This window comes from Algibacter sp., assembly GCF_039977455.1.
Taxonomy (GTDB): Bacteria; Bacteroidota; Bacteroidia; order Flavobacteriales; family Flavobacteriaceae; genus Algibacter_B.
The window spans coordinates 54,194-73,946 of record NZ_JBDWDG010000010.1; the positions used below are offsets into that span (position 1 = coordinate 54,194).

General features: G+C 33.1%; 17 protein-coding genes. 10 read left to right on the plus strand and 7 right to left on the minus strand.

Going from position 1 to position 19,753, the window contains the following annotated elements; all coding sequences use genetic code 11:
* Positions 1-87 precede the first annotated feature (87 nt).
* Positions 88-2,304, plus strand: coding sequence for an FUSC family membrane protein (locus ABJM36_RS02230; RefSeq protein WP_348448726.1), 2,217 nt, complete (start codon positions 88-90; stop codon positions 2,302-2,304).
* 33 nt (positions 2,305-2,337) lie between these two features.
* Here ABJM36_RS02230 and ABJM36_RS02235 read toward each other — a convergent pair whose 3' ends face one another.
* Complete coding sequence (locus ABJM36_RS02235) at positions 2,338-3,363, minus strand: LacI family DNA-binding transcriptional regulator (protein ID WP_348448728.1); 1,026 nt, start codon at positions 3,361-3,363, stop codon at positions 2,338-2,340.
* 151 nt (positions 3,364-3,514) lie between these two features.
* Here ABJM36_RS02235 and ABJM36_RS02240 point away from each other — a divergent pair, with 151 nt between their 5' ends.
* The 6 genes from ABJM36_RS02240 (at position 3,515) to ABJM36_RS02265 (ending at position 10,065) form a co-directional block, all read left to right on the plus strand.
* On the plus strand, positions 3,515-4,561 hold the full coding sequence (locus tag ABJM36_RS02240) for a sugar kinase (RefSeq protein ID WP_348448730.1): 1,047 nt from the start codon (positions 3,515-3,517) through the stop codon (positions 4,559-4,561).
* 127 nt (positions 4,562-4,688) lie between these two features.
* Complete coding sequence (locus ABJM36_RS02245; protein ID WP_348448732.1) at positions 4,689-5,906, plus strand: 6-phosphofructokinase; 1,218 nt, start codon at positions 4,689-4,691, stop codon at positions 5,904-5,906.
* A 26-nt stretch (positions 5,907-5,932) separates the two neighbouring features.
* Positions 5,933-6,601 (plus strand): bifunctional 4-hydroxy-2-oxoglutarate aldolase/2-dehydro-3-deoxy-phosphogluconate aldolase, encoded by a 669-nt coding sequence (locus tag ABJM36_RS02250; protein WP_348448734.1) that lies wholly within the window; start codon positions 5,933-5,935, stop codon positions 6,599-6,601.
* A gap of 158 nt (positions 6,602-6,759) precedes the next feature.
* Entirely contained in the window at positions 6,760-7,461 is a 702-nt protein-coding gene (locus tag ABJM36_RS02255; protein ID WP_348448736.1) for an FKBP-type peptidyl-prolyl cis-trans isomerase, read from the plus strand.
* A gap of 123 nt (positions 7,462-7,584) precedes the next feature.
* The gene (era, locus tag ABJM36_RS02260; RefSeq protein WP_348448738.1) at positions 7,585-8,466 is read left to right on the plus strand and encodes a GTPase Era; all 882 of its coding nucleotides are present in this window, start codon (positions 7,585-7,587) and stop codon (positions 8,464-8,466) included.
* 81 nt (positions 8,467-8,547) lie between these two features.
* Positions 8,548-10,065, plus strand: coding sequence for a choice-of-anchor I family protein (locus tag ABJM36_RS02265; protein ID WP_348448740.1), 1,518 nt, complete (start codon positions 8,548-8,550; stop codon positions 10,063-10,065).
* Between the two features lie 48 nt (positions 10,066-10,113).
* On the opposite strand, the gene ABJM36_RS02270 is transcribed toward ABJM36_RS02265, so the two are convergent.
* A complete protein-coding gene (locus ABJM36_RS02270) occupies positions 10,114-10,626 on the minus strand; it encodes a GTP-binding protein (protein WP_348448742.1) in 513 nt (170 codons plus the stop codon).
* A gap of 167 nt (positions 10,627-10,793) precedes the next feature.
* Here ABJM36_RS02270 and der point away from each other — a divergent pair, with 167 nt between their 5' ends.
* From der to ABJM36_RS02285, 3 genes are all read left to right on the plus strand, one after another.
* The gene (gene der / locus ABJM36_RS02275) at positions 10,794-12,098 is read left to right on the plus strand and encodes a ribosome biogenesis GTPase Der (protein ID WP_348448744.1); all 1,305 of its coding nucleotides are present in this window, start codon (positions 10,794-10,796) and stop codon (positions 12,096-12,098) included.
* Positions 12,099-12,262: 164 nt separating this feature from the next.
* A complete protein-coding gene (locus tag ABJM36_RS02280; protein WP_348448746.1) occupies positions 12,263-15,046 on the plus strand; it encodes an outer membrane beta-barrel protein in 2,784 nt (927 codons plus the stop codon).
* 90 nt (positions 15,047-15,136) lie between these two features.
* On the plus strand, positions 15,137-16,141 hold the full coding sequence (locus ABJM36_RS02285; RefSeq protein WP_348448748.1) for a sugar kinase: 1,005 nt from the start codon (positions 15,137-15,139) through the stop codon (positions 16,139-16,141).
* Positions 16,142-16,321: 180 nt separating this feature from the next.
* On the opposite strand, the gene ABJM36_RS02290 is transcribed toward ABJM36_RS02285, so the two are convergent.
* From ABJM36_RS02290 to ABJM36_RS02310, 5 genes are all read right to left on the minus strand, one after another.
* Positions 16,322-17,146 carry a TPM domain-containing protein gene (locus ABJM36_RS02290; protein WP_348448750.1) on the minus strand — a complete coding sequence of 275 codons (825 nt, stop codon included), beginning with the start codon at positions 17,144-17,146 and terminating at the stop codon, positions 16,322-16,324.
* An 8-nt stretch (positions 17,147-17,154) separates the two neighbouring features.
* Positions 17,155-17,598, minus strand: coding sequence for a TPM domain-containing protein (locus tag ABJM36_RS02295; protein ID WP_348448752.1), 444 nt, complete (start codon positions 17,596-17,598; stop codon positions 17,155-17,157).
* Positions 17,599-17,603: 5 nt separating this feature from the next.
* Positions 17,604-18,200 carry a LemA family protein gene (locus ABJM36_RS02300; protein WP_348448754.1) on the minus strand — a complete coding sequence of 199 codons (597 nt, stop codon included), beginning with the start codon at positions 18,198-18,200 and terminating at the stop codon, positions 17,604-17,606.
* Positions 18,201-18,292: 92 nt separating this feature from the next.
* Positions 18,293-18,622, minus strand: a complete 330-nt coding sequence (locus ABJM36_RS02305) for a MerR family transcriptional regulator (protein WP_348448756.1) — start codon at positions 18,620-18,622, stop codon at positions 18,293-18,295.
* Positions 18,622-19,593 (minus strand): M23 family metallopeptidase, encoded by a 972-nt coding sequence (locus ABJM36_RS02310; RefSeq protein WP_348448758.1) that lies wholly within the window; start codon positions 19,591-19,593, stop codon positions 18,622-18,624. Before ABJM36_RS02310 ends, ABJM36_RS02305 begins: the two co-directional genes overlap by 1 nt.
* Positions 19,594-19,753 lie beyond the last annotated feature (160 nt).

Sequence of the window (19,753 nt, forward strand, 5' to 3'; positions counted from 1 at the left end):
TGATTTTGGTTTAATTTAAAGTTTTATTATCATGAATAGCTAGTGTTAGCTAAAAAGACTTCTTAAATTTGAATCATAATTTTATTTATGGTTAAAAATTTAATTAGGTACTTTAAGAGCATACATTTTACTAAGGCCATTTTAGTTGCTTTGGCCATGGTAACACCTGTTTTAATATCTTTTTACTTCCTTAATAGTTTTGAAATTGGATTTAGTATAGCCTTGGGGGCTATATTGTGTGCGCCATGTGATGTACCAGGAAGTTTAAAACATAAGTTTTATGGCATATTAACATCCATAGCTTTAGTGTTTGCTATAACCTTACTTATCGGTTATTTTAGTAGCTATCTAATAGTCGTTATACCCTTGTTAATCGTTTTGGTTTTTGCGGTTTCTTATATTTCGGTTTTTGGTTTTCGGGCATCGTTAATATCATTAGCAGGCTTGTTATCTTTTGTTCTTGCATTTGCTTATGAAAGTCATGAGGTTACGGTTTTAGGACATGCTGTGTATCTGGCTTTAGGAGGGGTTTGGTATCTGTTTTTAACGATTTTAACTCAATTGTCCTTACCGCAAGTTCAAACCGATTACTTATTTGTTGAACTACTAGATAAAACTTCAGAATTTATAAAAATTAGAGGAAAACTACTAGTAGAAACGACTAATAGAAGCACACTTTTAGAAGCGAATTTTAAACTTCAAATAGAAATAAATGAACTTCAAGAAACTTTAAGAGAGGTTATTTTAGAAAAAAGATTAAACTCTGGTTTTAGTAATAGAACAAGACGACAACAATTGTTTTTTTCTAGAGTCATGGAAATATATGAATTGGCTATTTCCAACACTATTGATTATGATAAGTTTGATGCCTTATTTAAAGATCATCCCGAAAAAATAGATGAGTTTAAAGTTTTAATTTTTGAAATTTCCGATAGACTAGCCTTTATCGCTAAGGTTGTTTTAAAAGAAGAGAAGCTTACGTTTAATGATAGTTTTAAGGTACTACTTAAAAAAATACAAAACCATATTGATATTTATAAAGTGAAGGTAGGTTTGCCCGATTCAAGAGAAGGTGCCATTCTTTTGTTAAACTTTAAATCGTATCAAGAAAGACAGATTAGTAATTTAAATGATATCGCTAGAATATTAGAAAGTTATTCTAAAAATAATAAAATTAGAGGGATTAAGGATGCCGAACAATTTATAACACCGCAGGATTATGATGTTAAAAAATTGAAAGCAAATTTTAGTTTTAAATCACCAATATTTAGGCATTCGTTAAGATTAACGCTTACTATGCTAATTGGTTTTTTAATTGGTTATGCTATGGAAATGCAGCAATCTTACTGGATTTTACTAACCATAGTTGTAATAATGAGACCCAGTTATGGCTTAACCAAACAACGAACCGTACAAAGGTTGGTGGGTACAATAATTGGTGCAGCAGTTGGCGTTGGGATTGTGTTTTTAACACAAAACCCCATAATTTATGCTGTTATTGCGTGTTTCTCATTAATAATTGGGTTTTCTATTTTAAAACAGAATTATAGAAATGGTGCCGCATTTATTACGTTATATGTTATTTTTATGTATGCCTTAATTCATCCAAATGTATTAATGGCTATTAAGTTTAGGGTTTTTGATACGCTTATTGGTGCAGTATTAGCCTATGCAGGTAATTATTTGTTTTGGCCGGCTTGGGAGTCTAAAAACATTAAAGAGTTTTTTGTTAATTCTATTAATGGAATTGCCGATTTTTTAAAGCAAATAGATTTTTTATACCATGAAAAAGGAGAGGTCTCTACGGCCTATAAATTAGCCAGAAAAGAGACGTTTTTACAGGTTGCGAATTTGAATGCCGCCTACCAAAGATTGGTTCAAGAACCTAAATCGAAGCAAGAAAATATTGTTGTTATTTACGATTTAATAACCATTTGTAACACCTATTTATCTTCGCTAGCATCCTTAGGGATCTATATAAGAACCAACAAAACGAGTAACGTGCCAAAGCAATTTGAAATTTATGTAACACATATTTTATCTAATCTGGAAAAAGCTATTGCTATTTTAGAAAATAAAGAATCTAATATTGCTTTAGCAAATGAAGATTTAGATAAGGCTACTAAAAATTATGAGGACGACTTTAAAAGTTTGGTATCGCAAAGAGGTGAAGAAATTGAAAAAGGAGTTCCAATTACCAACGAAATGCGGGCACAGTTGCATGAAACAAAATTAATATTTGAGCAGTTAAGTTGGTTGTTTAACCTATCGGAAAGTTTAGTAAAAAAAGTAAAACGTATTTAAAGCTATTGGTTTTATACTTTTGAAACTCCTTTTTTATTGATTTTTTGAAGATTCTCGTATTACCAATTTAGCATCTAAAATTATTTTATTCAGGGTTTGTTTTACTGTCTTTTTCTTGGTGTAACCTAAAAATGTTAAGGCCGCTTGTTTGCCAATTTCCGTACTGTGCTGGTTTATACTAGAAATGGATGGTGTAACATAAGCCGTAAAAGGTTCGTCACCAAAACCTACTAAGGCGATATCTTCTGGTACTTTTATTTTTTGTTCTTTTAAAGCCTGTAAAGCGCCTAATGCAGCATAATCACTGGCCACGTAAACAGCATCTGGTCTTTCTTTTAATAGGAGTAATTGTTCCATTTTTTCTTTGCCATCTTCAATAGTTAGGCTACTTTCAATTAAAAGCTCTGGCTCTAAAGGTAAATTATGCTTGTTAACGGCATCAATATAACCTCTAATTCTATTATTAAAAATACGAGTACGTTTATAGCCTCCAATATGTGCTATTCTTTCTCGACCTTGATTTACCAGATGTTCAATAATATCTTGACTGCTTTTGTAATCATTAATACCTATATAATCTACATTTAAGTCATTTTCACCACGATCAAATAAAATTAAAGGAATTCCTTTTGCTTTTACTTTTTCATAATAATCTAAATCTACAGTTTCATTGGCCATTGATGCAATTATGCCATCCACTTGGGTAAATAATAAGGTGTCAATGCTGTCGCATTCTTTTTTAAACGATTCGTTAGATTGTGTTATAATAATGTTATAACCTTCTTTATTTAATACTTCTTCAATATTTTGAATAACAGAAGAAAAAAAGTTGCTATTGGTTCTAGGGACAATAACGCCAACCAATTTGCTTTTTCCTTTTCTTAACGCACTAGCAAGATGATTTGGTTGATAATTAAGATTTTGGGCAACTTGTTTAACTGCTTTTTTAGTTTTTTTACTAATTCTGGAGTCGTCGTTAAGTGCTTTAGAAACCGCAGCAGCAGAGATATTTAAAACATTAGCAATATCTTTTATAGTAGTTTTCTTTTTGATATTCAATTTTTTTATATATTTGTTTAATCGATTAAGCAAATATATAGTTTTAACTGATTCAATCAAAATCTAACTGTAATTAAAGATTTTGATTTATTTTGAACTAATTGGTTAAACGTTTAAGCAAAAACTAATTTTTTAAATAACACTAAATAGGATGAGTAAAGTAGTAACTTTCGGAGAGATCATGTTAAGATTAGCTCCACAAGGATTTTTAAGATTTTCACAAGCAAATAACTTTGATGCTGTTTACGGTGGCGGAGAGTCAAACGTAGCTGTTTCTTTAGCTAATTATGGTGTGTCATGTGATTTCGTAACACGTTTACCAAAAAATGATATTGGTGAGTGTGCTATGATGGAAATGCGTAAAAGAGGCGTTGGTGTTGATAAAATTGTTTGGGGTGGAGATCGTTTAGGAATCTACTTTTTAGAAACAGGTGCGGTATCTAGAGGTTCTAAAGTGGTTTACGATAGAGCACACTCTGCAATTGCTGAAATTGAATCAGGAATGATTGATTGGGATGCTGTTTTTGAAGGTGTTGAGTGGTTTCACTGGACAGGTATTACACCAGCAATTTCTCAAGGTGCTGCCGATGTTTGTTTAGAAGCTGTTAAAGCTGCAAGTGCTAAAGGAATTACTATTTCTACCGATTTAAATTACCGTGCTAAACTTTGGAAATATTGTAGCGATGCACATAGAGAAAAAATAATGACTGAGATTACATCATATTGTGATGTTGTTCTTGGAAATGAAGAAGATGCAGAAATGCACTTTGGTATTAAGCCAGAAGGAATTTCTGTGCAAACTCAAGGGCACGATGTTAAAGCTGAGGCTTTCTTATCTGTATGTCAACAAATGATGGAAAAATTCCCTAGAGCTAAAAAGGTGATTACAACTTTAAGAGGCTCTATTTCTGCATCTCATAATACATGGGCTGGAGTTTTATATGATGGTAAGAAAATGTACGAAACTCGTCAATATCAAATAACGGATATCGTTGATAGAGTTGGTGGTGGAGATTCTTTCATGGGTGGATTAATCTACGGATTATTAAAATACCCAGAAAACGATCAAAATGCATTAGATTTTGCTGTTGCGGCATCTTGCTTAAAGCACACTATTAAAGGTGATGCTAACTTAGTAACTGTTGCTGAAGTTGAAAAACTAATGGGTGGTGATGCATCTGGTAGAGTTGCTAGATAAATTATACCGATAAAGTTTATAAAATAACCTACAAGGTGAAGTATAGCTGTAATTGCAGTTAACACCTTGTAGTTTTTTTGTTATTTAATTAAGTAAGTTTTTCTAATCTTAAAATCATATAAACTATATGAAGAAATCTATTGCAATAATGTGTGGAGGCGGACCAGCTCCGGGCATAAATACTGTTATTAGTACATTAGCCAAAACATTTCTGAAAGATGGTTACCAAGTTATAGGTGTGCATCATGGTTATAAAGGATTGCTTTCTGATGAACCTTCATTAGTTTTTTTTGATTTTCATCATGCCGATCGAATTTTTAGTCGTGGTGGTTCAACCTTAATCATGAGCCGGTTTAAACCTAAAGATAGCGATTTTAAGGCTGGTTTTTTTAAGAAATACAACGTAAAATTACTTGTAACTATTGGAGGGGATGACACAGCATCAACAGCCAATAGGTTAACAAAATATGTAAATACTCAGGATTTGGATGTGGCGCATGTTCATGTGCCTAAAACCATCGATAACGATTTACCTTTGCCAGATAGGAATCCAACCTTTGGTTTTCATACAGCAAAAGATGAAGGTGTACGTATAGGTAATACGGTTTATGAAGACGCTAGAACAAGTGAAAACTGGTTTGTAGTTGCCGCTATGGGGCGTTCTGCAGGACATCTTGCTTTTGGAATTGCATCGGCATGTCATTATCAAATGATGATTATTCCTGAAATGTTTAATAAAACTAAAATAACATTCGGAAAAATTATCAATATGATTATTTCTTCGATTGTTAAATGTAAGATCCAAGGTATCGAATATGGTGTTGCCTTGGTTAGTGAAGGCGTTTTTCATTTTATGGATGAAGACGAGATTATAAATTCGGGCATCAACTTTACATACGATGACCACGGACACCCAGAATTAGGAAACGTAAGTAAATCACATATATTTAACTTCTTATTACAAACAAAGCTTAAAGAGGTTGGTTTAGAAATTAAATCAAGACCCGTAGAGCTTGGATATGAGTTAAGATGTTGTAACCCAATTGCATTCGATTTAACATTATGTACGTTATTAGGTATAGGTGTTAAAAAGTTGTTTGACGAAGGCGTTTCTGGTTGTATAGTAAGTGCCAATTCAAATGGCGATATTATGCCTCTGTATTTAAAGGACTTTGAAGACAATGAGGGTAAAATACCACCTAGATTAGTAGACATAAATTCAGATATGGCTCAGCTATTTATTAATAATCTCTTTTATATTAAGGAAAAAGATTATGAGTTGGCTAAACAATATTTGCCTAATCCGGAAGCATACGATTTTAAAAAATTACTAAATTGGAATTAAATTAACTAATTAAAAAATAAAATATAATGGCACAATTTTCAAGATTAGAAGTAGCGCAAGCAATGAAAGATACAGGAATGATTCCTTTATTTTTTCACAGTGATATAGAGTTAAGTAAAAAAGTATTAAAAGCATGTTATGATGGTGGAGCTCGTTTAATGGAGTTTACCGCTCGTGGTGATTTTGCTCACGAAGTTTTTGGAGAATTAACAAAATATGCCATTGCTGAATTACCAGGAATGATAATGGGTGTAGGTTCTGTAACAGATGCAGGCGCTGCATCATTATACATGGCTTTAGGAGCAAACTTTATTGTAACTCCAGTTTTAAGAGAAGATATTGCTATTGCTTGTAACCGTAAAAAAGTATTATGGTCTCCAGGATGCGGAACTTTAACTGAAATTACAAGAGCAGAAGAATTAGGATGCGAAATCGTAAAATTATTCCCTGGCGATATCTACGGACCTCAATTTGTAAAAGGTATTAAAGGGCCACAACCTTGGACGTCGGTTATGCCTACGGGAGGTGTTTCTCCAACAGAAGATAACCTTAAAGGATGGTTTGATGCTGGTGTAACATGTGTTGGAATGGGGTCTAAGCTTATTTCAAAAGATATTATAGCTAATAAAGATTACGCAAAATTAGAGAAGGATGTTAAAGCAGCCTTAGCTATTGTAAAGTCTGTTAGAAAATAATTACAAATTTTATTTGTTTTTTAGAGCCGCTATTTAGCGGCTCTTTTAATTTAATAACTCAGTTTAATGATTTTAAGGGGTAATTAAGTGCCGTTATTTTTCTTTTTTACTCTCTATAAAATTTGTTACATTTGGCGACATAATAAAAAAATATAAAAATGAAAATAATGAAAGTTTTAGGTTTGCTATCAGTAATTATACTTGCAGCATCTTGTAATCAAAACGGAGCAACACAAAAAGCAATAACAACAGAGATTGACTCAGTAAGTTATGCTATAGGAATGGATGTTGCTAGAAATGTAAAAGCTAGTTTTGATGAATTTGATAGTGATTTATTTATTCAAGGCTTTAATAACGTGTCAGATTCTTCAAATATCTTACTTGATGAAGCTAAAGCACAACAGGTAGTAAGAGCTTATTTTCAAAAGAAACAACAAGCCGATGCAGCTAAGCTAAAAGAAGAAGCTGAAAATAATAAATTTGAAGGCGAAAAGTTTTTAGCTGATAATGCTAAGAAAGAAGGTGTTGTAACAACCGAAAGTGGTTTACAATATATCGTTTTAAAAGAAGGAACAGGTGCTACACCAACAACCTCGTCTAAAGTAAAAGTTCATTATCATGGAACTTTAATTGACGGAACTGTATTTGATAGTTCGGTTGATAGAGGTGAGCCAACTGAGTTTGGAGTAACTCAAGTTATTAAAGGTTGGACTGAAGGTTTACAATTAATGAAAGAAGGTGCTAAGTATAAGTTTTTTATTCCTAGTGATATCGCTTATGGTGCTAACCCAAGACCAGGAGGACCAATTAAAGCAAATTCAACATTAATTTTCGATGTAGAGTTATTAGAAGTAAAGTAATTTTACCTTACGTATTTAAATATAAAAAACAGGAAGCTTAGCTTCCTGTTTTTTTTGTTTTTACATTTTTAGTATATTAAAATAATCAAGTTGTAACTTTGCATTATCTTAAATAAAAATATCATGAGCCATAAAGCAGGTTTTGTAAATATAATTGGTAATCCTAATGTTGGTAAATCTACATTAATGAATGCCTTTGTTGGAGAAAAGCTTTCCATTATCACGTCCAAAGCACAAACTACAAGACACCGAATTTTAGGTATTGTAAATGGCGATGATTTTCAAGTGGTTTTAAGTGATACTCCAGGTATTATTAAGCCAGCGTACGAGCTACAAGAATCGATGATGGGCTTTGTAAAATCGGCTTTTGAAGATGCCGATGTGCTTATTTATATGGTAGAAATTGGAGAAAAGGAGTTAAAAGATGAAGCTTTCTTTAATAAAATTACCAATTCAAAAATACCAGTATTATTATTGCTAAATAAAATTGATAAATCTGATCAAGAGCAATTAGAAAGTCAAGTACAAACTTGGGCAGAAAAAGTGCCTAATGCTGAGATTTTTCCTGTTTCAGCACTAGAAGGCTTCAATGTAAAAGAAGTTTTTAATAGAATATTAGATTTAATTCCAGAATCACCACCGTTTTACCCTAAAGATCAGTTAACCGATAAGCCAGAACGGTTTTTTATAAACGAAACTATTCGAGAAAAAATTCTAATGCATTACAAAAAAGAAATCCCTTATGCGGTGGAGGTTGATACCGAAGAGTTTTTTGAAGAAGAACAAATTATTAGAGTAAGATCTGTAATTATGGTCGAGCGCGAAACTCAAAAAGGTATTATTATTGGTCATAAAGGAAGCGCACTAAAACGCGTAGGTGTAGAAGCTAGAAAAGATTTAGAAAAGTTTTTTGGAAAACAAATTCATATCGAATTATACGTAAAGGTGAATAAAAATTGGAGAAGCAATCAAAACCAGCTGAAACGTTTTGGTTACAATAACTAGCAAATGCTAATAATAGCTTTTTAATTAGTTAACATCTGCTTAAAGTAAGGGTTTCATATTTGTCAAAACAAATAATCAAATATGAGATTTAATAAACTACTTACTAGCGCAGTATGTATTGCTGCAATTTTCAGTTGTCAGAATGATGACGATAATACTACAAAAATACCAGTAAATACCGAAGTCAATTTTCAGTATAAAACCACCATTAATGTTGGAGGAGAAGGTGCTTCAGAAATTTCGGCTTATGATGCCATTTCAAAAAAACTATTTACAGTTAATGTGGAATCTAATCAAATATCTGTAAATAACATTTCAAATTTAGATTCTCCTGTCTTAGAAACTCCAATAGATTTATCGGTATATGGTGCACCAAATAGTGTAGCAGTTTCCAATGGTAAATTGGCAATAGCTGTTGAATCAGATCCAAAACAAAACCCAGGGAAAATTTTAGTTTACAATACCTCTGATAATACATTATTAAATCAATATACTGTTGGTGCTTTGCCAGATATGGTCACGTTTTCTAAAGATGGAAAATTAATTATTTCTGCAAATGAAGGCGAACCTAATGATGATTATACCATAGATCCATTAGGAACTATCAGTGTAATAGATTTATCTGATGATTCAATATCAATTCTAGACTTTACATCTTTTAATAGTCAAGAAACTGCGCTAGAAGCGCAAGGGTTTAGAGTATTTGGTCCTGGAGCTACACTTGCTCAAGATGTGGAGCCAGAATATATAGCTGTATCAGAAGATTCCAATACAGCATGGGTGTCATTACAAGAAAATAATGGCGTTGCTAAAGTGAATTTAACATCAAAAACGATTGAGGGGATTTATCCTTTAGGTTTTAAAGATCATAATATTGCAGGAAATGAAATGGACGCCAGCGATAAAGATGGTGTTACAGAACTTAAAAATTGGCCAGTTCTTGGCATGTATCAACCAGACGCGATTACTTCAGTAAATATTGGAGGAATAGATTACCTTTTTTCAGCTAACGAAGGTGATTCTAGAGATTATGATGGGTTTAGTGAAGAAGAACGTGTAGAAGATTTTACACTTGATGAAACAATTTACCCTTCTTCTAACAATTTTCAAAATGAGGTTAATCTTGGAAGATTAAAAACAACATCTACATTAGGTGATACAAATAATGATGGGGAGGTAGAACAAATTTATAGTTATGGAGCACGTTCATTTAGCGTTTGGTCGGGAAGTGGCAGTTTACTTTATGATAGTGGAAACAGTATTGCAAAAGAAACCTTATCGATAACACCAACTCGCTTTAATGACGAAGACGGAAGAAGTGATGATAAAGGAGCAGAGCCAGAAGCCGTAGAGATTTTAAATATTGGTAATGAACGCTATATTTTATTTGTGGGTTTAGAACGGAATGATCAAGTTATGGTTTATGATGTTACCAATCCAACAGCACCAAAATATATGGCTATTTTATCGCATAATGGTGATGAAGCACCGGAAGGTTTATTGGTTATACCTGCTGCTGATAGTCCTAATGGTAGAGACTTATTAGTAGTTTCCAACGAGGATAGTGGTACTGTAAGTTTCTACGAAAACATTCAATAGTTAGTCTAGTATTGAATTTGAATTAGTTGATGAGCGCTTTAATTGTTATTAGGGCGCTTTTTCATGGTCTATGTGTAATACATTATTCATAAAGGTATTAAGCAAGCGCATATCTTTTATACTTGAAGCTTTGCCAATACTACCTGCAAAATATAGGGTAACCCAAAGTAAAACCATAAAAAAAGTTACACTAGCTTGCACAGCATAACTCTGTTTTAGGCTTATGTTAGTGTAGGTCCAAATAGCAAAGGCTATAAAAATAACAGCAACCAGAAAATGGAGGAACATAAAAAGTGTCCAAACCGTTGGGTTAGGTCCAAATAATCCATGAAGTGTACTAGAGTTGTCGTCAACCTTATTTATTTCTAAATGTAATTGTGGCGACCAAAAGTGTTGTTTTTCTTTAGGGAACTTAATAAAAACATGATCGTCTACTCGAGTAACAATAAAATCAGATTGGATAGACTTCGCATTTTCAAAATCATTTAAAATGGCTTCATTTGGCCTAGGTATTTCCAATTTAAACCGTGGGCGTAGTAAAATGTCGTTACTTAAAGGCATTTATGTTTTGTTTAGCATAGTAAATTACTGTTTTTTATTTAAAATTAAAATAGTTTCAATCTTTATTAAAAAAGAACTTTGGGTCATCTATATTTCCTATTTTTGCAAAATGTTTCGGATAGAAATATTAAGGCATCAGATAAGGTGTAACAGATAATATTAAGATTATGAGTAATATAGTAGCTATTGTAGGAAGACCAAATGTTGGTAAATCAACGTTTTTTAATCGTTTAATTCAACGAAGAGAAGCCATTGTTGATGCCGTAAGTGGTGTTACAAGAGACCGCCATTATGGTAAAAGTGATTGGAACGGAAAAGAGTTTTCTTTAATAGATACTGGAGGTTACGTTTTAGGAAGTGATGATGTATTTGAAGCGGAAATTGATAAACAAGTAGAGTTGGCTATTGATGAGGCCGACGCTATTATTTTCATGGTCGATGTAGAATCTGGTGTAACTGGAATGGATGAGGATGTTGCAAAGTTGCTTCGTAAGGTAAGTAAACCTGTATTTCTTGTAGTAAATAAAGTGGATAATGGTAAACGTGCAGAAGATGCTGTAGAGTTTTATTCCTTAGGTTTAGGTGAATATTACACCGTTGCTAGTATAAACGGAAGTGGAACAGGAGAATTACTAGATGCTTTAGTTGAAGCTTTACCAGAAAAGGAAGAAGTTGAAGAGGAAGCATTACCAAGATTTGCAGTGGTTGGTCGTCCAAATGCAGGAAAATCTTCTTTTATAAATGCACTTATTGGAGAGGACAGATATATTGTTACAGATATTGCAGGAACAACAAGAGATTCTATAGATACTAAATATAATCGTTTTGGATTTGAGTTTAATTTGGTAGATACTGCCGGAATTAGAAGAAAATCTAAGGTAAAAGAAGATTTAGAATTTTACTCGGTAATGCGTAGTGTTCGAGCTATCGAACATGCCGATGTTTGTTTGGTGGTTTTAGATGCTAACCGAGGGTTTGACGGACAAGTACAAAACATTTTTTGGCTTGCAGAACGCAACAGAAAAGGTATTGTAGTGCTAGTTAATAAATGGGATTTAGTAGAAAAAGATCATAAATCGGTTAAGGAATACGAAAAAGTAATAAGAAAACAAATGGAACCGTTTACCGATGTGCCAATTGTTTTTATCTCAGCTTTAACTAAACAACGAATTTTTAAGGCTATTGAAACCGCTGTGGAGGTGTATCAAAACCGTTCTAAAAAAATTAAAACAAGTCAACTTAACGAAGTGCTACTTCCAATTATAGAAAATTACCCACCACCAGCATACAAAGCAAAATTTGTTAAAATTAAATATATTATGCAGTTGCCGACACCGCAACCACAATTTGCTTTCTTTTGTAATTTACCTCAATATGTAAAGGAACCTTACAAGCGTTTCTTAGAGAATAAATTAAGAGAAAAATTTGGTTTTAATGGTGTACCTATTAGTGTTTACATGCGTAAAAAGTAATACATATCTTGGGTAAGAATCTCTTATTCAAGTCAAATATCAAGTTTATTTAAAGTCTTAAAACTTAAAAAATTAAATATTAGTTTTTTAAGTTTTAAGACTTTTTTAAGAAAAATCACATGATGTTCAAGCTATATTAGAGGTTTTAAATAAAAATCAATACAATGAAGTCTATTCTTTTAGTAATAGTCATTTTGTTTGCATCATTATCTTTTTCTCAATCTAAATCATTCGAAATCTCTGGTACACTACTATCAGAGGAGGATGCTATTCCTTTGGAGTCTGCAACGGTTTATTTACAACGTGTTACCGATAGTAGCTTAGTTACTTATGGGTTAACCAATAAAGAGGGTGAATTTACTTTAGAAGGAAAATTGGCGCGTAAAAGAGCTAATCTATTTATTTCTTACGTTGGGTATCAAACCTATTTCCGTGAGGTTAATATGGATAAAAAAATCATTGATTTAGGAACTATAAATTTACAAATAAGCTCTGATGCTTTAGATGCTATAATTATCAAATCAACAGCTCCAATAACCATTAAAAAGGATACTTTAGAGTTTAATGTAAAGTCTTTTAAAACAAAAAAGGATGCCAATGTAGAAGACTTGTTAAAACAGCTTCCTGGAGTTGAAATTGATGAAGAAGGTAACATTAAAGTAAATGGAAAAGAAGTAAACAAAATACTCGTTAATGGAAAACCCTTTTTTGGAGACGATCCCACTATAACAACCAGAAATCTAACCAAAGATATTGTAGAGAAAATACAAGTTTTAGATACTAAAACTAAAGATCAAGCATTTACAGGCGCAACGGCCGATGGCGAAAATAAAACCGTAAACCTTGTTATAAAAGAAGAAAACAATAAAGGTGATTTTGGTAGGGTAGCTGCAGGTAAAGGAACCGATAAACATTATGAGTTTGCAGGGATGTATAATCATTTTGATAACGACCAACGCGTTAGTGTTTTGGCAGGTGGTAACGATATTAACTCACCAGGTTTTAGCTTTGGCGAAATTCGTAAAATGTTTGGTGGCGGTAATAGTATCCGGTTTAATGGAAATGGTTCTTTTTCTATAGATGGTAGGTCTTTTGGAGGAGGTCAAGGTATTACAGAATCTCAAAATTATGGTGCTAATTATTCCGATGAGTATGGAGAAGGTAAAGATATAGCAGCAAATTATTTTTATTCTGGAAGTAGTTCGGAAAACAGAAGTAAAAGAGATAGAGAAAATATTTTATCTGATTCAAGATATTTTACATCTTCAAACTCCAGTTCTTTCAGTGATAACGAAAGCCACAGTGCTAATGTGGAGTTTGATGTTAAGGTAGATTCTACACTCTTAATTAATTTTGAACCGTCATTCAGCTATACAAAAAGTAAAAATTATTATAATGAAGATGAGTCTTCAACCAACGACTCCAATGCCTTAATTAACGAATCAACATCCAATTCTAATGTTGAAAATATTGGTAAAAATTTTAGTAGTGATCTTGATATTACAAAGAAATTTGGTTCTAATGGTGCTTTTGTCAGGTTTAGTTTAGATAATGATTTTAGAACACGAGAACTGGATGATTATTTGGTTTCAAAAACAAATATTTATGGAGATTCGCCCGAAGAAATTAACAGAAACCAGTATACTGAAGGTGAAAATAAAGTCAATAATTTTAGGTCCAATATTACCTATAGATTACCCATAGTAGGGAAGACATTTTTCCTAGAATTTAAATACGGGTACACGCGAAACAAGCAACAAGACAGACGAAGTACTTTTGATAAAGAAGATCCAAACGCTGAAGATTATACCGTTTTTAATAACGAGTTAAGTACAGATTTTGAGTATATTAATGAAATGACAACGCCTGCTTTAGAGTTGGAGTTTAAAAACGAAAAAATATCTGCAAGGTTTGAAACCACCTATGTATTTAGAACTTTAGAAAATAATGATATTTTAAGGCCAACCTTAAGTTTAAAACGAAATTTTGAAGCTATCGAATTTCGATCAAGATTTCGTTATAAATTTAGTGATAAAGCGTCCATGCGACTGGGGTATAACTTAGATAATAATCCGCCGCAATTATCTCAATTACAACCGTTTTTAAATGTGTCCAATCCTTTAAATACTGTAATTGGTAATCCTAATTTGGTACCTCAAAATAACCATAGAGTTTATGCGAGTTACAATACGTTCGATTTTCAAAAAGGTTCTGGTTTTTACGGATATTTAAGTGCTAATTTTGATAATAATAAAGTGGTTTCAAAAACCATTATAGATGAGGATTTGGTAAGAGAAACAACCTACGACAATGTAAACGGTTCTTATAATGTAAATGGTTATATATCTGCAAACAAGAAAGTGAAAGTAGATAGCTTACGCACGGTTACCTTTTACTTAGGTGTTGGGCCAAGTATTAGAAAATCAATAAACTTTAATAACGGTGTTAAATATTCGAGTACTAATAATTCGGCTTCTCCAAACGTGGGCTTACGTTTTAATTGGAAAGATGTTTTAGAGTTTAACCCTAATTATAGACTGTCTTTTACCAGAAATACATTTGATTTAGAAGCCTTCGAAAACCAAGAGTTTGTCAGTCATTCACTTAATTTGAATACAGCTACTTTTTTGCCAAAAGGTTTCGAATGGCGAAATGATATGAGATATAGTTACAATCCCAATATTGCAGATGGGTTTCAAAAAAGTGCATGGTTTTGGAATGCTACACTAGCATACTCGATGCTTAAAGATAAAGGTACGCTTACTTTAAAGGCTTACGATTTACTAAACCAAAACACCAATGCCAGACGAATTGCCACAGCAAACTATATAGAAGATTCTCAAAGCACCGTATTGCAACAATATTTTATGCTTAGTTTTAGTTGGAAATTTAATAGCTTAGGTAAGGCCGGAGAAACAGGAGGCGGTTCTAGGTATTATAGACATTAATTCGGGCAAAGTAAAAGTTTATAAATATTCTTCCAGTTTCAGTGTAATTTTTAAACTGATATTTCCTATTTTAGTTTAAAATAGAATACTATGAGTCAGATTATTACATTTGGTGAAGTGCTTATGCGTATTTCACCTCGAGGAAATAGAAAATTTATCCAATCCAATACAGTTGAATTTTATTTTGGTGGTACAGAACTAAATGTAGGACTTTCTATTGCTCATTTTGGTGAAAGTGTAAAACATATCACTTGTATTTCTAATGATTTTATAGGCAATACAGCCTTGGCTTACCTAAATAAATTCGATTTAGATACAACGGCTATTGTTCGGTCAGATAGACCTTTAGGAGTTTACTTCTTGGAGGTTGGTGCCGTAATGCGTCCTAGCCAAATTTCGTATAACCGATCGCATTCTGCCTTTTCTGAAATTAAACCGAGTATGGTAGATTGGGAAAAATCCTTGGCTAATGGTAGTTGGTTTCATTGGACAGGTATTACGCCAGCATTAACTCAAGGAAGTTTCGATACTTTAAAAGAAGGCTTAAAACTAGCCAGAAAAAAAGGTATGCAAGTATCGGCAGACCCAACGTATAGAAGTGGTTTATGGAAATATGGGGTCGATCCTAAAGAGGCTTTAACCGAATTATTACATTGCTCTACTGTTTTTATTGGTGGAATTAATGAAATGAATGAGGTTTTAGGTACTAATTTCGGTTATAGTAACGATGAGTTTATTGAAGCTAGTAAGTTACTTATAGAAAAATTTCCAAGCATAGTTAAAGTGTTCGATAAAATACGAACATCCATCAATTCTTCATGGCATAAAATTAGAGCAAGAATGTGGAATGGTAAAAAATTCTACGAAACTCAAGATTTCGATATTACACATATTGTAGATCGTATTGGAACAGGCGATGCCTTTGCAGCAGGGTTAATTTATGGTTTACAACATTTTAAGGATACTAAATCTATGGAGTTTGCCAGTGCAGCTTGTGCTTTAAAACACACGTATGTAGGGGATGTTAATTATGCAACTATAGATGAGGTAACTCGATTAGTAGAAGGTAATATAACAGGTCGTTTTAATAGGTAGTAAACGCTGCACTTAGTCAAAAAGAGTTAGATTTTTTGAGTTCTCCGCAAAATTGAACAGTTTACTGATACTGATACTGATACTGATACTGATACTGATACTGATACTGATACTGATACTGATACTGATACTGATACTGATACTGATACTGATACTGATACTGATACTGAAAACTAAACCTTACCAGCCACCAGAAGCGCCGCCGCCGCCAAAGCCGCCGCCGCCGAAACCGCCACCAAAGCCACCGCCACTACCAAAACCACCGCCGCTAGAACTTCCGCCCCAACCGCTAGATCCTTTTCGGTAACTACCACGGCCCATATTACTTAAAATAATGGCTTCTAAAATATCACTTCCTGTTGATCTGTGGCCTCCATTTCTGCCGCCGCCACCTCGTCTGTTTTTTGATATCGATATTAGAATGATAATAAAAATAAGGATGAGGATAAAAATGATGCCAATAGGGAATTCACCGTCGCTAGATTGCCTTGTGCCTGTGTACTCGCCATTAAGAACCTCAAAAATAGCATCGGCACCTCTGTTTAATCCGCCAGGGTAATTATTTTGTCTGAAATAAGGAATAATATCTCGTTCTATAATACGCTTAGACATGGCATCTGTTAATAAATGCTCTACGCCATAACCCGTACTAATAGCTATTTTTCTATCATTTCTTGCTAATAGAATTAATACACCGTTGTCTTTTTCCTTACTGCCACCAATTCCCCATTTTTGACCCCATTTAGCCCCCAAGTAACTAATGTTTTCACCATTGGTAGAATTTATAATAGCCACAACAATTTGGGTTGAGGTGGTGTCGGAATATTTTATAAGTTTATGTTCTAAACTAGATTTTTCTGAGGCACTTAATAAGTTAATGTAATCATACACACTAGTTTGAAATTCCGGTGTTTCAGGGATTTCATATTGCGCATATGATAAGCTGAGTGAGAATAAAGCAAACAGTAAACTGAGGGTAACTTTGCTTTTTAAGATATACTGCATACTGAAAATTATCCTTTAGAAATGTCGTTTGTTAGTTCGTTAGTGCCAGTATCTGAATACGGAAAATACCTTTTAAGTTCTTCTCCAGATTTTAAAATGCCTTCAATTAACCCTTGTTTAAAGTTACCGTTTTTGAAATGCATTTGCATCACATTTTTAGTGCTGTCCCAAAAATTGCTTTCAACTTTATCATTTATGCCTTTATCGCCATAAATAGCAAAGGCTTTATCTTGAATAGCTAAATAAATTAACACGGCATTTTGTAGTTTCGTGTTATCCATTTTTAGAGTATGAAAAAGGTCTAAAGCACGAGTAGTAATGTCTTCAGCTTTACAAGATTGCTCAATATGCACACGTATTTCTCCTGAGGTATTTAATTCTGCAATTCGGATAGCTTCAACAATATCTTGCTCTTCGCTAGTGCTTAAGAAATCTTCAACTTGATTAGACATAAGTTTTATTTAAAATCGAAATTAACATCTGGAGCTTTTTCACTTCCAATTTCAGCCTTGAAATAACTCATTGGTTCAAAGTCTAAAATACCCGCAAGAATAGAATTTGGGAATTCTTTAACGTGGTTGTTATATGGTTCTACACTTTCGTTAAAACGATCTCTTGCAACGTTAATTCTGTTTTCGGTGCCTTCTAACTGACTTTGTAATTCTAAAAAGTTTTGGTTTGCTTTTAATTCAGGGTAACGTTCTACAGTTACTAGTAAGCTTTTTAAGGCTCCAGATAAACCTCCTTGAACTTCATTGAATTTAGCAAGCTGTTCTGGTGTAATATTTGATGGGTCTATTGTAACTGATGTAGCTTTTGCTCTAGCTTCAATGACCGCTGTTAGTGTGCCTTTTTCAAAATCGGCAGCACCTTGTACCGTTTTTACTAAATTACCAATTAAATCGTTTCTACGTTGATAGCTACTTTCAACATTAGCCCATGTTTTGGTTGCGCTTTCTTGAAGGTTTACAGCAGTATTATTGAATCCTTTTCCCCAAGAATAAATTCCTATTACAACAATTGCTATTATAATTAATGGTAAAAATTTTTTCATGATATAATAATTAGTGGGTTTTGTATTGTTTGTTAGACTCTTATTTTAAATAATAGTTACAGGTTTTAAACTATTTTTTTAATTAAAGAATATTAAAGATGTTCCTTAATCTTGGTAAGTTGGCTTTTAATATCTTCAAGTTTACTAATAATTTCGAAGTTATTAAGGGCTTGTTTTCTTTCTTCTTTTAAATGTGTTTTTGCACCTTCTAAAGTAAAACCACGTTCTTTTACCAGATGATAAATAAATTTTAAGTTTTTTATATCCTCTGGTGTAAATTTACGATTGCCTTTCGCGTTTTTTTTAGGTTTAAGAACATCAAATTCGCCTTCCCAAAAACGAATTAGCGATGTGTTAACCCCAAAGGCCTTCGCGACCTCTCCAATAGCATAATATCTTTTTTCAGGTAAATCTATATACATTAATCTAGCGATTGGTTTTCTAATGAAGCATGCTCCAAAAGTTTGTTAAATTCTTCGGCTGTTAAACTACCGTAGTAAAAGTTTATAGGGTTTATGCGATTCTTATCTTTAAAAATTTCATAATGTAGGTGAGGCGCTTCCGAACGTCCGGTGCTTCCAACAAAACCTATTAGGTCGCCTCGTTTTACTTTTTGATTTTTTCTAACATTGTATTTGTATAAATGAGCATACAAACTGGTGTAGCCGTAACCATGGTCTATTCTAATATGCTTGCCGTAACCCGATGAGTTACTGTCTGCACGTACTACAACGCCATCGCCACTAGCATAAACAGGTGTGCCTCTTGGTGCAGTAAAATCCATGCCCCAGTGCATTTTTCTAACTTTAGTGAAAGGGTCAGACCGCATACCATAACCAGAAGCCATTCGGGTTAAGTCTTCATTGCTTACGGGTTGTATTGCAGGAATGGCAGCAAGTAGTTTTTCTTTCTCTTCAGCAAGTTTAGCAATTTCATCAAGCGATTTAGATTGTACTACAATTTGTTTTTGTAATACGTCTAAACGTTTATTACTTTCTATAATTAATTTAGAGTTATCAAAGCCTTCTAAGCTTTTATAACGATTTATACCTCCAAACCCTGCTTTTCGTTGTTCATCAGGTATAGGGTTTGCTTCAAAATATACACGATAAATATTATTATCTCTATCGGCAACATTGGCTAAAACCGCCTCAGCATGTTCCATTTTTTTGTTCAGTAATTCAAACTGTAATTGGGCATTTTGTAATTCTCTTTTAAGGGCACGTTCTTTAGGAGATTCTACATACTGACTCGCAATAAAAACAAATATAAAAGCAAAAAAAGCTGCCGCTAAAATAAAGAGCGTAGCATACTTAAAAGTAGTTCGTTTTTTGCGCTCTATCTTGCGGTATGAGAGTGATTCTTTATCGTAGTAATATTTTACCTTACTCATGTCTTAAATTATACTATTTTTGCAACTAAAATTTATGCAACAAAAGCTGTTGTTTAAAGTATGTTAACGAACAAAACTACGAAATTATTATCAAAGCATTTTGACTGATAATTTAAAAGTAGATTAGGTATCTCCTTAATTTTAAATATTTTTGGAGAGT

Coding starts and splice junctions, on each gene's coding strand:
- ABJM36_RS02270 (WP_348448742.1), bottom strand. CDS start 10,626: ATGCCTTTAAGTAACGACATTTTACTACGCCCACGGTTTAAATTGGAA.
- ABJM36_RS02295 (WP_348448752.1), bottom strand. CDS start 17,598: ATGTCTAATCAAGTTGAAGATTTCTTAAGCACTAGCGAAGAGCAAGAT.
- ABJM36_RS02265 (WP_348448740.1), top strand. CDS start 8,548: ATGAGATTTAATAAACTACTTACTAGCGCAGTATGTATTGCTGCAATT.
- der (WP_348448744.1), top strand. CDS start 10,794: ATGAGTAATATAGTAGCTATTGTAGGAAGACCAAATGTTGGTAAATCA.
- ABJM36_RS02310 (WP_348448758.1), bottom strand. CDS start 19,593: ATGAGTAAGGTAAAATATTACTACGATAAAGAATCACTCTCATACCGC.
- era (WP_348448738.1), top strand. CDS start 7,585: ATGAGCCATAAAGCAGGTTTTGTAAATATAATTGGTAATCCTAATGTT.
- ABJM36_RS02280 (WP_348448746.1), top strand. CDS start 12,263: ATGAAGTCTATTCTTTTAGTAATAGTCATTTTGTTTGCATCATTATCT.
- ABJM36_RS02255 (WP_348448736.1), top strand. CDS start 6,760: ATGAAAATAATGAAAGTTTTAGGTTTGCTATCAGTAATTATACTTGCA.
- ABJM36_RS02305 (WP_348448756.1), bottom strand. CDS start 18,622: ATGTATATAGATTTACCTGAAAAAAGATATTATGCTATTGGAGAGGTC.
- ABJM36_RS02300 (WP_348448754.1), bottom strand. CDS start 18,200: ATGAAAAAATTTTTACCATTAATTATAATAGCAATTGTTGTAATAGGA.
- ABJM36_RS02245 (WP_348448732.1), top strand. CDS start 4,689: ATGAAGAAATCTATTGCAATAATGTGTGGAGGCGGACCAGCTCCGGGC.
- ABJM36_RS02240 (WP_348448730.1), top strand. CDS start 3,515: ATGAGTAAAGTAGTAACTTTCGGAGAGATCATGTTAAGATTAGCTCCA.
- ABJM36_RS02230 (WP_348448726.1), top strand. CDS start 88: ATGGTTAAAAATTTAATTAGGTACTTTAAGAGCATACATTTTACTAAG.
- ABJM36_RS02285 (WP_348448748.1), top strand. CDS start 15,137: ATGAGTCAGATTATTACATTTGGTGAAGTGCTTATGCGTATTTCACCT.
- ABJM36_RS02250 (WP_348448734.1), top strand. CDS start 5,933: ATGGCACAATTTTCAAGATTAGAAGTAGCGCAAGCAATGAAAGATACA.
- ABJM36_RS02290 (WP_348448750.1), bottom strand. CDS start 17,146: ATGCAGTATATCTTAAAAAGCAAAGTTACCCTCAGTTTACTGTTTGCT.